14 protein-coding genes are annotated in these 13,164 nt (G+C 64.3%); 5 read left to right on the top strand and 9 right to left on the bottom strand.

The window, feature by feature from the left end:
• Positions 1 to 16 precede the first annotated feature (16 nt).
• From ACVIGB_RS45125 to ACVIGB_RS45150, 6 genes are all read right to left on the bottom strand, one after another.
• Positions 17 to 1,465, bottom strand: coding sequence for a hydrogenase 4 subunit F (locus ACVIGB_RS45125; protein ID WP_456724419.1), 1,449 nt, complete (start codon positions 1,463 to 1,465; stop codon positions 17 to 19).
• Positions 1,462 to 2,124 carry a hydrogenase-4 component E gene (locus tag ACVIGB_RS45130; RefSeq protein ID WP_456724418.1) on the bottom strand — a complete coding sequence of 221 codons (663 nt, stop codon included), beginning with the start codon at positions 2,122 to 2,124 and terminating at the stop codon, positions 1,462 to 1,464. The genes ACVIGB_RS45125 and ACVIGB_RS45130 overlap by 4 nt, the downstream gene beginning before the upstream one ends.
• Positions 2,124 to 3,080 (bottom strand): respiratory chain complex I subunit 1 family protein, encoded by a 957-nt coding sequence (locus ACVIGB_RS45135; protein ID WP_456724417.1) that lies wholly within the window; start codon positions 3,078 to 3,080, stop codon positions 2,124 to 2,126. The genes ACVIGB_RS45130 and ACVIGB_RS45135 overlap by 1 nt, the downstream gene beginning before the upstream one ends.
• The gene (gene hyfB, locus ACVIGB_RS45140; protein ID WP_456724416.1) at positions 3,071 to 5,086 is read right to left on the bottom strand and encodes a hydrogenase 4 subunit B; all 2,016 of its coding nucleotides are present in this window, start codon (positions 5,084 to 5,086) and stop codon (positions 3,071 to 3,073) included. Before hyfB ends, ACVIGB_RS45135 begins: the two co-directional genes overlap by 10 nt.
• Positions 5,083 to 5,355 carry a helix-turn-helix domain-containing protein gene (locus tag ACVIGB_RS45145; RefSeq protein ID WP_456724415.1) on the bottom strand — a complete coding sequence of 91 codons (273 nt, stop codon included), beginning with the start codon at positions 5,353 to 5,355 and terminating at the stop codon, positions 5,083 to 5,085. Before ACVIGB_RS45145 ends, hyfB begins: the two co-directional genes overlap by 4 nt.
• A 162-nt stretch (positions 5,356 to 5,517) precedes the next feature.
• Positions 5,518 to 6,417, bottom strand: coding sequence for a CHAD domain-containing protein (locus ACVIGB_RS45150; RefSeq protein ID WP_456724414.1), 900 nt, complete (start codon positions 6,415 to 6,417; stop codon positions 5,518 to 5,520).
• A 286-nt stretch (positions 6,418 to 6,703) separates the two neighbouring features.
• On the opposite strand from ACVIGB_RS45150, the gene ACVIGB_RS45155 reads away from it, so the two are divergent.
• The 3 genes from ACVIGB_RS45155 to ACVIGB_RS45165 all read left to right on the top strand — a co-directional run bounded on the left by ACVIGB_RS45155 (position 6,704) and on the right by ACVIGB_RS45165 (position 8,983).
• Positions 6,704 to 7,138, top strand: coding sequence for a MarR family winged helix-turn-helix transcriptional regulator (locus ACVIGB_RS45155; protein WP_456724413.1), 435 nt, complete (start codon positions 6,704 to 6,706; stop codon positions 7,136 to 7,138).
• Between the two features lie 78 nt (positions 7,139 to 7,216).
• Positions 7,217 to 7,984 (top strand): enoyl-CoA hydratase-related protein, encoded by a 768-nt coding sequence (locus ACVIGB_RS45160; RefSeq protein WP_456724412.1) that lies wholly within the window; start codon positions 7,217 to 7,219, stop codon positions 7,982 to 7,984.
• A 108-nt stretch (positions 7,985 to 8,092) separates the two neighbouring features.
• Positions 8,093 to 8,983 (top strand): aldose 1-epimerase family protein, encoded by an 891-nt coding sequence (locus tag ACVIGB_RS45165; protein WP_456724411.1) that lies wholly within the window; start codon positions 8,093 to 8,095, stop codon positions 8,981 to 8,983.
• Positions 8,984 to 8,995: 12 nt separating this feature from the next.
• On the opposite strand, the gene ACVIGB_RS45170 is transcribed toward ACVIGB_RS45165, so the two are convergent.
• The 3 genes from ACVIGB_RS45170 to ACVIGB_RS45180 all read right to left on the bottom strand — a co-directional run bounded on the left by ACVIGB_RS45170 (position 8,996) and on the right by ACVIGB_RS45180 (position 11,429).
• A complete protein-coding gene (locus ACVIGB_RS45170; protein ID WP_092126959.1) occupies positions 8,996 to 9,196 on the bottom strand; it encodes a hypothetical protein in 201 nt (66 codons plus the stop codon).
• Between the two features lie 184 nt (positions 9,197 to 9,380).
• Positions 9,381 to 10,382 carry a tryptophan--tRNA ligase gene (gene trpS, locus ACVIGB_RS45175; RefSeq protein ID WP_456724410.1) on the bottom strand — a complete coding sequence of 334 codons (1,002 nt, stop codon included), beginning with the start codon at positions 10,380 to 10,382 and terminating at the stop codon, positions 9,381 to 9,383.
• 312 nt (positions 10,383 to 10,694) lie between these two features.
• A complete protein-coding gene (locus tag ACVIGB_RS45180) occupies positions 10,695 to 11,429 on the bottom strand; it encodes an SDR family NAD(P)-dependent oxidoreductase (RefSeq protein WP_092124837.1) in 735 nt (244 codons plus the stop codon).
• Between the two features lie 199 nt (positions 11,430 to 11,628).
• Between ACVIGB_RS45180 and ACVIGB_RS45185 the strand changes: the two genes are divergently transcribed.
• Entirely contained in the window at positions 11,629 to 12,042 is a 414-nt protein-coding gene (locus ACVIGB_RS45185; protein WP_092124838.1) for a DUF3830 family protein, read from the top strand.
• Position 12,043: 1 nt separating this feature from the next.
• Positions 12,044 to 12,982, top strand: a complete 939-nt coding sequence (puuE, locus tag ACVIGB_RS45190; protein ID WP_456724409.1) for an allantoinase PuuE — start codon at positions 12,044 to 12,046, stop codon at positions 12,980 to 12,982.
• The last annotated feature ends 182 nt before the right edge of the window (positions 12,983 to 13,164 follow it).

The raw sequence follows: 13,164 nt of genomic DNA on the forward strand, positions 1-13,164 counted from the left end.
CCCGTTCTCCCTCGCGCTAGCCCAGGAGGTTGGCGACGTGCTGGAACCAGACAACCAGTGGTCCCGGCAGGTAGATGCCCGCAGTCAGCACCAACGCGAAATGCGCAAACATCGGCAGATAGGATGCATCCGCCGGAGCGGTGTTGCCGCGCGGCTCGCCGAACGCAAGGCTGGTCAGGCGCAGGATCAGCGCGCCGAGGGCGAGCAGCAGGCCGAACACCAGCGGGATCGCCAGCAGCGGCTGGCGCGCGAAGGTGGAGCTGACGATGAGGAATTCGCTCATGAAGATGCCGAGCGGCGGCAGGCCGGCGATCGCGATCACGCCGATCACGAGACTCCAGCCGAGCGCCGGATGGGTTTCAGTCAGGCCTCGAATGTTGGCGATCCGCTGCGTGCCCTTCACTTGTGTAATGTGGCCGACCGCGTAGAAGATCCCCGACTTGGTGAGGCTGTGCATCACCATATGCAGGAGGCCGGCAAAGTTGGCGAGCGGACCACCCATTCCGAACGCAAACACGATGATGCCCATGTGCTCGATTGAGGAATAGGCGAACAGCCGTTTGATGTCGCGGCGGCGGTAAAGCATGAAGGCTGCGAACAGCAGCGAGGTCAGCCCCATCGTCACCATCAGCGGGCCCGGCGATATCGCATCCGGATTGGCGGCGAGCAGGATCTTGAAGCGCAGCACAGCGTAGAGCGCAACGTTGAGCAAGAGGCCGGAGAGCACGGCGGAGATCGGGGTCGGGCCCTCGGCATGGGCATCCGGAAGCCAGGCGTGCAGTGGCGCCAGGCCGACCTTGGTCCCGTATCCGAGCAGCAGGAAGATGAAGGCGACGTTGAGCAATGCCGGGTCGAACGTCGCCGCGCGGCTGATCAACACCGTCCACACCATGGCGTCCTGGCCCTCGCCGATGACCGGCCGCGCGGCCATGTACACCAGGATCGTGCCGAACAGCGCGAGCGCGATGCCGACGCTGCCGAGGATGAAATACTTCCAGGCGGCTTCCAGCGCCGCATGGGTCCGGTAGATGCCGACCATCAGGACGGTGGTCAGCGTGGCGACCTCGACTGCGACCCACATCAGGCCGATATTGTTCGACACGAATGCGAGGTTCATGCCGAACATCATGACCTGAAACATGGCATGGTAGAATCGCAGATAGCCCGGCGTCAGCCGCCCCGTCTCGAGTTCGTGGGCGATATAGCTCGCGCTGAACACGCTGGTCGTGAATCCCACGAAGGTGTTGAGCACGATGAAGACGATGTTGAGATCGTCGATCAGCAGGTAGTGGCCGGGCTGCGGGCGCTCGATCACGAGCAGCGAAACTGCGGCCAGCAAGGTGCCGAGACTGGCCAGGATATTGAGCCCCGCGGTCAGCCGGTAGCCGGGTAGCGCCGCAAGCACGGCCGCGGCACAGATCGGTATCAGCAGAACCCAGGCGACGGCATCCGATGCCGCAGTCATCGCCGCTCTCCCCTGAATTCATCGAGCGCACCGACGTCGACGGTGTCGAACCGCTCCCGAATCCGGAACAGGAACACGCCGATGACGATGAATGCGATCAGGATCGAAAACGCGACGCTGATCTCCACGACGAGCGGCATACCCTTGGCGCCGGTCGCGGCCAGCACCAGGCCGTTCTCCAGCGACATGAAGCCGACGACCTGGCTGACGGCGTTGCGCCGCGTCACCATGACAAGCAATCCCAGCAGCACCACCGACAGCGCGAAGGCGAGGTCTTCCCTCGCCAGCGGATCGGCCGCGCCGGTCACGCGGAGCATCAGCACCATGGAGAGGGCGACGAGCCCCATGCCCGCCAGCATGGTCAGGCCGATACCCACCGCGGTCTCGATATCGCGATGAATCCCGAGTTGCTTGACGATCCGGTGCAGAGCCACCGGGATGATGATCGCCTTGAAGACCAGCGCGATCACCGCCGTCACATAGAGATGCGGTGCGTTCTGGACAAACGCCTGCCAGGCGACCGAAAGCGCTAGCACCACCGCATGAAGTGCGAAGATGTTCAGCAGCGCATACAGGCGGTCCTGGTACAGCATCATGAAGCTGATCAGCACGAGCCCGCCGGCGAGCAGATGGGCGATGTCGAAGGCGAGGTTGTGCATCAGAAGCTCCGTGACACGAACCGAAGCAGCGTGCCGAGCAGGCCGAGCATGAGCGCGGCGCCGAGGAACTCGGGGACACGGAAAACCCGCACCTTCGCCGTCGCGGTCTCGAAAACGGCAAGGAGGAAGCCTGCGACCGCAAGCTTGAGGATGTAGGCGGCGACGCTCACCAGATAGGACAGCGGACCCGCACCCTCGGTGGTGATCTGCCACGGGAAGAACACGCAGATGATCAGGGAGATGTACAGCAGCAGCTTGAGAAAGGCGCCGAACTCGATCATGGCAAGGTGACGCCCGGAATACTCGAGGATCATCGCCTCGTGCACCATGGTCAGCTCCAGATGCGTTGCCGGGTTGTCGACCGGAATGCGCGCGTTTTCGGCAAGCGCCACCATGATGAGGGCAATCATCGCCATGCCGAGCGAGACGCGCAGTCCCACTTCGGACGACGCCATGAAGGTCGCGACCGTCGACAGCTGGGTCGAGCCGGCAATCAGCGCGACGCAGAACACCATCAACAACATGGCTGGCTCGGCCAACGCTGCGATCATCACCTCCCGGCTGGAGCCGATGCCGCCGAAGCTGGTGCCGACGTCCATGCCGGCAAGTGCAAGGAAGAAGCGCGCGCTGCCGAGCAGGGCGACGATCGCGATCAGGTCGGCGCTCCAGTTGAATTGCAAGCCGGTCGCAAATGTCGGGACCAGCGCCGCGGCGACCCAGATGGCCGCGAACGTCACGTAGGGTGTGACACGGAACAGCCAGGACGCGTTTTCGGCGAGGACGACCTCTTTGCGAAGCAGCCGCAGCAGGTCGCGGTAGGGTTGGAAGATCGACGCTCCTTGCCGGCGCAACAGGCGGGCCTTGACCTTGCGTACGACGCCGGTCAGGAGCGGCGCGAGCAGCAGCACGAGCGTCATCTGGCCCAACTGAACGAGGATGTCCGAGGTCACGACCATATCGCGAGCGCCAGCAGCAATGTGACGAGGGTTGCGAAGACCAGACTGAGGTAGCCGCGGATGGTCAGGAACTGGAGCTGGTTCAGCCGATCGGCGAAAAACCCAACGGCTTCAGTCACGGGCGTATACAGCCGCTCCCAGACCAGATCGTGCATTTCGACCGTGAAGCGGGCCGGCCGCAGTTCGCCCGGTGAAGGCATGTCGACATGCTCGCGGGCCTGGAAAACCAACGTGCCGAACACCCGGCGGATCGGCTGGACGAAGCTCGCTCCGGAATACTGCGCCGCCGGCGTCGGATCGGTGAAGCCACAACCCCAGGCCGGTCCGCGCCGGATCGCGCGCGACGCAAAGCGATGGATGAAATACACCGCAAGCGACGCCGCGGCCGTGATGAAAACAAAGACGAGCAATCCGTTGTAGGAACTGCGGCTCTCCTCGATCGGCACGATCGAGAGCCAGGGGTCGTTCGCCTGGAGCGGCATCCGGTGGCCGATCATGGCCATCGTGACCGGCGAGAGCGCGTCGATCACAAAGCCCGGCAGAATGCCGGCGAGAAAGCAGAGCGCCGCGAGGCTGAACATCGCGGCAAGCGAATAGCGATCGACTTCGCCTGCGGCTTGCGCGGCCGGGCTCCGCGCGCGGCCGAGGAACGTGATTCCGAAGGCCTTGACGAAGCATGCGGCGGCAAGCGCCGCCGCCAGCGCCAACAAGGCGCCGACTGCGGGCACCATGATCTTCAGTAGCCATTGCGGCAGATCGGGGCTCTGCAGGATGGCCTGAAACATCAGCCATTCGGAGACGAACCCGTTGAACGGCGGAAGCGCCGAGATCGCAACGCAGCCGACGAGAAAGACGAAGCTGGTGAGCGGCATGCGGTGGATCAGGCCGCCCAGCTTCTCCATGTCGCGTTCGCCGGTCGACGTCAGCACGGCGCCAGCGCCGAAGAACAGCAGGCTCTTGAAGAACGAATGGTTGAGCACGTGGAACAGCGCGGCCGTGAAGGCGAGGGCCGCTGCCAGGCCGAGGCCGTTCGCCTGAAATGCCAGCGCCAGGCCGAGGCTTGCGAAGATGACGCCGATGTTCTCGATCGTGCTGTAGGCGAGCAGGCGCTTGAGATCCTTTTCCATCAGCGCATAGAGGATCCCCATCACGGCGGTCGTGCCGCCGAGGATGAGCACGACGACACCAGCCGACCAGCTTGGCGGCCCGAGCAGATCGAACACGACCCGGATGAATCCATAGATTGCGACCTTCGTCATCACGCCGCTCATCAGCGCCGAGACATGGCTCGGTGCCGCGGGATGGGCCAGCGGCAGCCACACGTGCAACGGAACCAGGCCGGCTTTCGATCCGGCGCCGAGCAGCATCAGAGCGAGCACCAGGGCGGCTTCGGACGGGGCGTGCTGGGCGCTGCGAATGGCCGCAAAACTGTAGCTGCCGCCAGTTCCCGACAGCAGGCCGAAAGCGAGCAACAAAGCCAGCGTTCCGAAGCTTGCCATGACGAGATAGACGTAGCCCGCTCGCGCGTTGTCCGCATCGCGGTGGTGCGCCATCACGAGCGCCCAGGACGCGAGCGACATGAATTCCCAGCACAGCAGATAGGTGAACGCATCGTCGGCCAGCACAACGAGGTTCATCCCGGCCAGGAATGCCGGAAAGAACGGAAGGATCCGCTGTGGTGCGGATTCGTGACTGCCATAGCCGAGGCCATAAAGACTCGCGGCCGCACCGCCGAGATTGACCACGGCGAGAAAGAATGCGGCAAGCGCGTCGAGGCGGAAATGCGATCCCAGCCACGGCAAGCCGATCGGCAGCATCAGTTCCGTCGCACTGGCGTGGGCGACGAGCGAGAACAGGGCTCCGGCCAATGCGACCAACGAAATCGCAAAGGTCGCGCCGTAGACAATGGCTGTCGATCGGCGCGATCGGCTCGTTGCGATCGCGAGAGCGGTCGTTCCCAGCAGTGCGGCAACACACCAGACCTGCTGAGTGACCGCCTGGATCATGTCTGCACCTTCGGCGAGCCGGATCCGGCCTTCAGTCGCACGCCGCGGCCGCCGCCGTTGCTGACCGCGCCCTCGCTGATCACCTCGACGCCGGCGGTGCCGAGCGCGTCGATCAGTTTCATGAGCGAGTCGACATTGCCGCGAATGGTGCCCTCGCTCGCCTCCATGCGCTGGATGGTCGGCACCGAAAGTCCGGACAGCTCGGCGAGCTGCCTTTGGTCGATGCCAAGCAAGGCTCTGGCAGCCCGGAGCTGCGCCGCGGTGATCATCGATCGAAGCCGTCGATTGAGGGGTCAGGTCTATTTGGATGTTATTTATGCACATCAAGTAGTGATGTGACAAGGCCAATAAGTGATGTTTTATACATCAATTCTAGCGCGACCATCAATTCGGCCCGCATCCGCGCCGACGACGATGCGCTGATGCGCGCTTTAGTTGGAGATCTTCCGGTAGACGGCCGCGGCGCGGCGCAGCAGGCGGCTCTTGCGCTTGCGCTCGTGCACGCGCCGGTGCTTGGCCTTGCGCTCGTCGGCGCGGCGCGCGAGGGCATCGGCACTCTCGAGCAGCGCGCGGCGGACCTCGTCATCGTTCAATTCGCCGAGCAGTTGTTGTCCCTTGCGCAGATGCTTGAGAACGGTCCGCCATGACGCGTATTCGTCGGGGGATAATCCGCCTTCCGAGAACTCGATGGCGTAGCGCAGCCGCTTGCTGGCGAGCCGGACGCGGTGGCGCTTGTTCTTGCCCATCCCTTGCAGCCCGCGGCTCTTCTGGCACAGCTTGCCATGCCAGCGCGCCAGCCGGCGCGCGTGAAAGACCGAGACCGGCACCGCGCGCCGTTGCGCGGCACGGCGGTTCTGCCGCGTGGTCCAGGGGCCGCTGCCGACCCAGTCCCACATGCCGTCGAACCATTGCCAGTAACGGTCGCTTTGCAAGGCGTCCTTGAGCGCTTCGAACGCATCGGTTCGCGCTGTCTGGAGCATGCGCTCTTCCGGCAGCCCTTTGCTGTTGTCGATCGCAACGTCGAGGTCGCGCGTTGCGCCGAGATGGGCGCTCAACCATTTCAGCTCGGATTTCAGCCGCGTCCATTCGCTGTCCGCCACCATCGGGCCGTAGAATGCGATCGCCGCCTTCAGCCGCGTCAGTGCAATGCGGGTCCGATGGAGCGCTGTGGGATCGCCGGAGCTCAGGGCGTCGTGGTTGGTTGCGACTTCCTCGAGGCATTCGGACAGGATCAGGCGAAACGCGGTCTCACAACGCATGGCTTGGCTGAGATGACGTAGCCGCTTCGGGCGGACAACGCGCTCCCTGTCCGAACTTGCCGCTGACGTCATGACACTCTCGTGACCCCGCCCGAGCCGCAATGCAAACCACGGCTCCCGGATCGAAGAGTTCCCGTTTGACCGTTGTCGATCAAGGGTTTTCTGCTGGAGCGCGGTGCAGCGATCCGGCGACGCGATCAAAATGTCGCAATCAAAGCGGTTGAGAGGGCTCATCCTCGTATTTTACGGGCCTTGGATGCCGGTGCATTGAGGCGCCGCAAAAAGGCAAACGGATATCGCCAGATACTTCGCGCGCGAAGTATCTTGATATTTCGCATGCGAAATATATAACAGCGGCATGAGAGCGGAACACCGGCTGATCTTTCTTCTGACCGTGGCCTATCGGCGGCTGCAGCGCGCCATCGATCAGGAGACGGCCGCGCACGATCTGACGTCGGCGCAGGCGGGCGTGCTGTTCTTCCTCGGGCGTAATGACGGCGCGCTGATCGGCGACGTCTCGCAGGCGGTCGACATCGTGCCGTCGGCGATGTCCGGGCTCGCCGACCGGATGGAGCGTGCGGGCCTCGTGAAGCGCCGGCGCGACGGTGAGGACGGGCGCAGCCAGCGGCTCCATCTGACCGCGGCGGGGCAGGAGCTCGGCAAGCGTGCCGCGACGCGGACCAGGGTGATCAACAACCGCCTGATGGACGGATTTTCGGAAGCGGAGATCGACGTGGTGTCGCGCTGGCTGACCAGCCTGCAAGAGAAATTTCCGAAGGACAAAGACGGCTAAAGCGTTTTCAAGCGAAGCTGGGTGCCAGTTCGCGTCAAGAAAACGCGCCCAACAAGCAGCAAGCAACAGGAGTGAGACATGAGTGAAGTGGTCGTAGCGCTGGACGGTGGCGTTCTCACCGTGACGATGGCGCGTCCGGACAAGAAGAACGCGATCACCAACGCGATGTATGGCGCGATGGCCGACGCGCTCGAACGCGCGGAAGGCGATTCCACGATCCGCGCCGTGCTGCTCCAGGGCGACGGCGACAGCTTTACCGCAGGCAACGATCTCGCCGATTTCGCGGCGGTGTCGCGTGGCGTGCAGGGCGAGCGTCACGTGACGCGTTTCCTTGCCGGGCTTGCCAAGGCGACGCGGCCGCTGGTCGCCGCCGTGCAGGGCAATGCGGTCGGCATCGGCACCACCATGCTGCTGCATTGCGACCTCGTCTACCTCGCGCCGACCGCGCGGCTGATCACGCCGTTCGTCAATCTCGCGCTGGTGCCCGAGGCGGCGTCGACCTATCTGCTGCCGCAGCGCATCGGCTATGCGCGGGCCTATGCGATGTTCGCGCTCGGCGAGCCGGTTGAGGCGGAGACCGCGGTCTCCATCGGCCTTGCCAATGCCGTGGTGCCGCTTGCGGATCTCCGCGCCAAGGCCCGGGCGGCGGCGGACGCACTGGCGAAGCGGCCGTTCGGCTCGCTCCAGCACACCAAGGCGTTGATGCGCGATCCCGCTGGGATCAGCGCGCAAATGGCGCGCGAGGGCGAAATCTTCCAGCAGCGGCTGATGAGCGCGGAAGCGCGCGAGGCCTTTGCCGCCTTCGCCGAGCGGCGGCAGCCTGACTTCTCCAAGATCGCCGGGTAAGCCAAGTTGGGGCCGCCACGCGCGGGCGGCCCCATCGCTTTGGGGTTGACGGCTTCGCCGGTATCGAACATCTCGTGTCAGGGCATGGCGCAACCGGCGAGGCGAGGCATGAGCGACAGTCATACGCTGCGCGGCGATGGAATTGCCGCGACAATTCAGGCACAGGGCGCTGAACTGTCGTCGCTCAGGAATGCCGACGGAACCGAGTTGCTGTGGCAGGCCGGACCGCAATGGCCGCGCCATGCACCGATCCTGTTCCCGATCGTCGGCCGGTTGAAGAACGACACGCTGCGTCACCATGGCAAGACCTATCCGATGACGCAGCACGGCCTTGCGCGGGATCGCCGCTTTGTCTGGCTGGAGCAGGGACCGCGATCCTGCAAGCTCGCGCTCACCGACGATGAGGAAACGCCGGCACGCTATCCGTTCGCGTTCAGGCTCGAGGTCACTTACACCGTTGATGGTACCGATCTCGATGCCGCCTTCGATATCATCAACACCGGCGACGAGATGCTGCCGGCCTCGCTCGGTGGTCATCCCGCCTTCAACTGGCCGTTGGTGCCGGGGCTGCCGAAGGAGGCTTACACGCTGACCTTCGGCAAGACTGAACTTGCGCCGATCCGGCGGCTGAAGGATGGATTGATGCGGCCGCAGCCCGAACCCAATCCGGTCAAGGGCAGAACGCTCGCACTGTCGGAGGAGCTGTTCGATGACGACGCGATGGTCTTCGATCAGGTCGCAAGTACATCGATCCTCTTCACGGCGACACTAGGCCCGGCAGCAGCCACACAAGGCCCGGCGATCGAAATGTCCTGGCGCGGCTTTCGCGAACTCGGCATCTGGTCGAAGGTCGGCGGCGCACCGTTTCTCTGCATCGAGCCGTGGCACGGTTTTGCCAGCCCCGCGGAGTTCGATGGCGAGTTCGCCGACAAGCCCGGCTTGATGCAGATCGCGCCGGGCGCACGTCGGTCGCTGGGCTATCGTATTCGCGTGAGCTGATCGAACATCAGATCAATGCGCGCGCGGACTGAGCGCGCGGGTGATGGCGCCCACCGATGGCGGGTTTTCATGCGCCCAGGCCTCATGCGCGGCCAGATCGCGGTAGTGCTCGGCCATGCGCAGCAGCCGCTCGCGGATGCCGGTATCTTCCTCGCCCTTGGCCTGATCAGCCAGCTGCTCGGCGCGTTCGAGAAGCGTCTTCGGATCGATCACGACAGGCTCCAAATCCGGTTTCGCCTAGAGCGTTTTCGAGCGAAGTGGATACCGCTTCGCGTGAAGAAAACGCGTCAAGAAAAGAGTCTAGAGCCCCGCTCCGATTCAATCGGAGCGGAAAAGGCTCTAGCGGACAACGGTCATAGCCAAGCACAGTTCCTGCCACGCTTTGATGACGGCGCGTTCAGAGCTGGAACAAGCCAAGCCCCTCCATGACGTCGCGCCTGGTCCGCTCCGTAATCTCCCGCGCTTTCAGGGTTCCGCGCCTGATCACCTCAGTGACGTGGTCGCGATTGGTCGCCAGCTCGGCGCGCCGTGTCCGGATCGGTGCGATCAGGGCTTGCAGGATATCCTCCAGCCGCCGCTTGACGGTCGTATCGCCGAGACCGCCGTGCCGATAGCGGGCCTTCAGTTCCGCGACGGCGTCGTGATCGTCGTCGAACGCGTCGAGATAGGTGAAGACGACATTGCCCTCGACCTTGCCGGGGTCGGCGACACGCAGATGATCGGGGTCGGTGAACATCGCGCGCACCGCGGCCGAGATGTCATCGGGCGAGGCCGAAAGCGGAATCGCGTTGCCCGCGGACTTGCTCATCTTGGCGCGTCCATCGACGCCGGGCAGCCGTCCCGCGCGCGGGATGATAGCTTCTGCTTCCTGCAGCAGCGTACGGCCCGCGAGCGCGTTGACCCGCCGGACGATCTCGTTGGTCTGCTCGATCAGGGGCGCCTGATCCTCGCCGACCGGCACGACGGTAGCGCGAAACGCGGTGATATCGGCGGCTTGCGCCACCGGGTAGCACAGGAAGCCCGCGGGGATGTCGCGTCCGAAACCGCGCGCGCGGATCTCGTCCTTGATGGTGGGGTTGCGTTCCAGCCGCGCGACGGTGACGAGGTTGAGGTAGAGCATCGACAGTTCCGCCAGCGCCGGTAGCTGCGATTGCAGGCAGATCGAGGTTCGGTCGGGATCGATCCCGACGGCAAGATAGTCCAGCGCGACCTCGATGACGTTGCTGCGGACCTTGCCGACGTTGTGCGCATTGTCGGTCAGCGCCTGCATGTCGGCGAGCAGCAAGAACTGCTCATGGCTGTCTTGAAACGCCAGGCGACTTCGGAGCGAGCCGGCGTAATGGCCGAGATGCAGCGGACCGGTCGTGCGGTCGCCGGTGAGGATGATCGGTTTGGTCATTGGTATCTCCATTCGGTTGAATGGGGACACCGCATGCGGGCTGGATGAAGCCAAACAAAAAGGCCGCCCAATGCGGCGGCCCCGAAAATGCATGAACGCGTTCGGCCCGCCTGTCAGTCGGCGAGCCACCAGAAATTGGCGATGAGGTTCGATCGGTTCATGCCGCAAGCGGTAGGGCAAACCCGCGACGCGGTCAAGGCATCGACGACGCTAGAGCCCTTTCCGTTCCGACTGAAATCGGAACGGGGCTCTAGATTTTGGCTTGACGCGTTTTCTTTACGCGAACCGGTACCCACTTCGCTCGAAAACGCTCTAGTTGAACGCCATGCCGCCGCTCATCGCGATGGTCTGCCCGGTCATGTAGGGATTGTTGACCAGCAGCATCACAGCCTGCGCGACTTCCTCGGCGGTGCCGAAGCGGCCGATCGGGATCCGGCTGACGAGGCCGCTCTGTCCCTTCATCATGTCGGTCTCGATCAGCGACGGCGCGACGGCATTGACGGTGATGCCCTCCTTGACGAGGCGCGCGGCGTAACCGCGGGTCAGGCCCTCCATCGCCGCCTTCGATGCGTTGTAGTGCGGCCCGATCGCGCCGGCACCGCGTGCAGCGCCGGAGGAGATGTTGACGATGCGGCCCCATTTCCGGGTGCGCATCATCGGCAGCACAGCTTGCGTGCAGAGAAATGCCGACTTGAGGTTGACCGTGATGGTGCGGTCGAAGTCCTCTTCGGTGAGGTCGTCGACACCCCTGACGATAGCAATCCCCGCATTGTTGACGAGGATGTCGACCGGACCGAGCTCGGATTTGGCGCGCTCGACCAGCCCGGCGACGGCGGCGGTTTCCGAGACGTCGGCGCCGACAGCGACGGCGCGGCCGCCGGCGGCTGTGATGCCCTTTGCCAGCGTCTCCGCTTCAGCCGAGCGCTCGCGATAATTGACGGCGACGGCGGCGCCGGCTTCCGCCAGCATCTTGACGATGGCCGCGCCAATGCCGCGCGATCCGCCGGTCACCAGCGCCACATGTCCGTGCAGACTGTTTGTCGTCATCGGCCGTCCTCCTTTGCGAGTGCAGAGAGGTTCGCAAAGCGGGAGGCGGGGTGCAACGCAACCCTGCTCAAATCTGCGTTGCCGCGGATGCCATTGCGGCAAAAAACCGGCATCTGGGGCCGGAATCGGCCTTGCGTCCGGCGCGGGCCGGCGGCAATGGTTGGGGCATCATTCCGTCCAGCCCACCCACGAGAGTTCGATGAGCAAATTGATTGTCCGCGCCGGCGAGTTCACCTTTGACGCCCGTTTCGAGGAGCAGCTCGCGCCGAAGACGGTCGCCGCCTTCCGCAAGGCGATGCCGTTCGAGAGCCAGGCGATCCATGTGCGCTGGAGCGGCGAGGGCGTCTGGATGCCGCTCGGCGATCTTGATTTCGGCGTCTCCTACGAGAACCACACCAGCTATCCGGCGCCGGGCCAGATCATCCTCTATCCCGGCGGCATCAGCGAGACCGAGATCCTGCTCGCCTATGGCGGCGTGCACTTTGCCAGCAAGATGGGCCAGCTCGCCGGCAATCATTTCATCACGCTGACCTCGGGGCTCGAGAACCTCACCGCCTTCGGCAAGACGGTGTTGTGGAAGGGCGCGCAGCAGATCCGCTTCGAGGAAATCTGATGTGACCGAGGCCCGCTATCCGCGCGATCTCCGCGGCTACGGCCGCACGCCGCCCGATCCGAAATGGCCAGACGCTGCGCGTGTCGCCGTGCAGTTCGTGGTCAATTTCGAGGAGGGCGGCGAGAACAATATCCTGCACGGCGATCGTGCCTCGGAAGCGTTTCTGTCCGACGTGCTGGGCGCGCAGCCCTGGGTCGGCCAGCGTCACGCCAATATCGAGACCATGTTCGAATATGGCTCGCGCGCCGGCTTCTGGCGGCTATGGCGGATGTTCACCGAGCGGAAGCTGCCGGCCACGGTGTTCGGCGTCGCAATGGCGCTGAAGCGCAATCCGGATGTGGTCGCGGCGATGCAGGAGGCGGGCTGGGATATCGCAAGCCACAGCCTGCGCTGGGTCGAGCACAAGGACATGTCGGAGGACGAGGAGCGCGCGGAGATCGCGCGCGCCATTGCGGTGCATACCGAGGCGACCGGCGCGCGGCCACTCGGCTGGTACACCGGCCGCTCCTCGATCAACACGCTGCGACTTCTGATGGAGGCGGGCGGCCTGCGCTATCTCTGCGATTCCTATGCCGACGATCTGCCGTACTGGATCAAGGCAGCCGGAACCGAGCCGCATCTCGTGATCCCCTACACGCTCGATGCCAACGACATGCGCTTCATCAACGCCCAGGGTTTTGGCGGCGGCGATGAGTTCTACACCTACCTGAAGGACAGTTTTGACGTGCTCTATGCCGAGGGCGCGACTTCACCCAAGATGATGTCGGTCGGCCTGCATTGCCGTGTCGTCGGCCGTCCCGGCCGCGCCGCCGCGCTGATGCGCTTCCTCGATTACATCCAGAAGCACGAGCGTGTCTGGGTGCCGACCCGGCTTCAGATCGCCGAGCATTGGCACGCCAATCTGAAGCATCTCGCCGCGCAGGCGTTCGAGATCGGCTAGGCCGGCGTTGATATGACGCGGAGTGCTGATAAACCGCTTCGTCATTGCAATGGCGGGATCTTGCCGGGATCGCGCGCCACAAACTCCGTGTCGTCCCTGCCTAGTGCGCAATTGCGCACGGGAGCAGGGACCCATAACCACGAATGCTGATTGTTGCGCAACGCTGGAACGACGAATCCCGT

The sequence above is a fragment of the Bradyrhizobium sp. USDA 4341 genome (genome assembly GCF_054063755.1).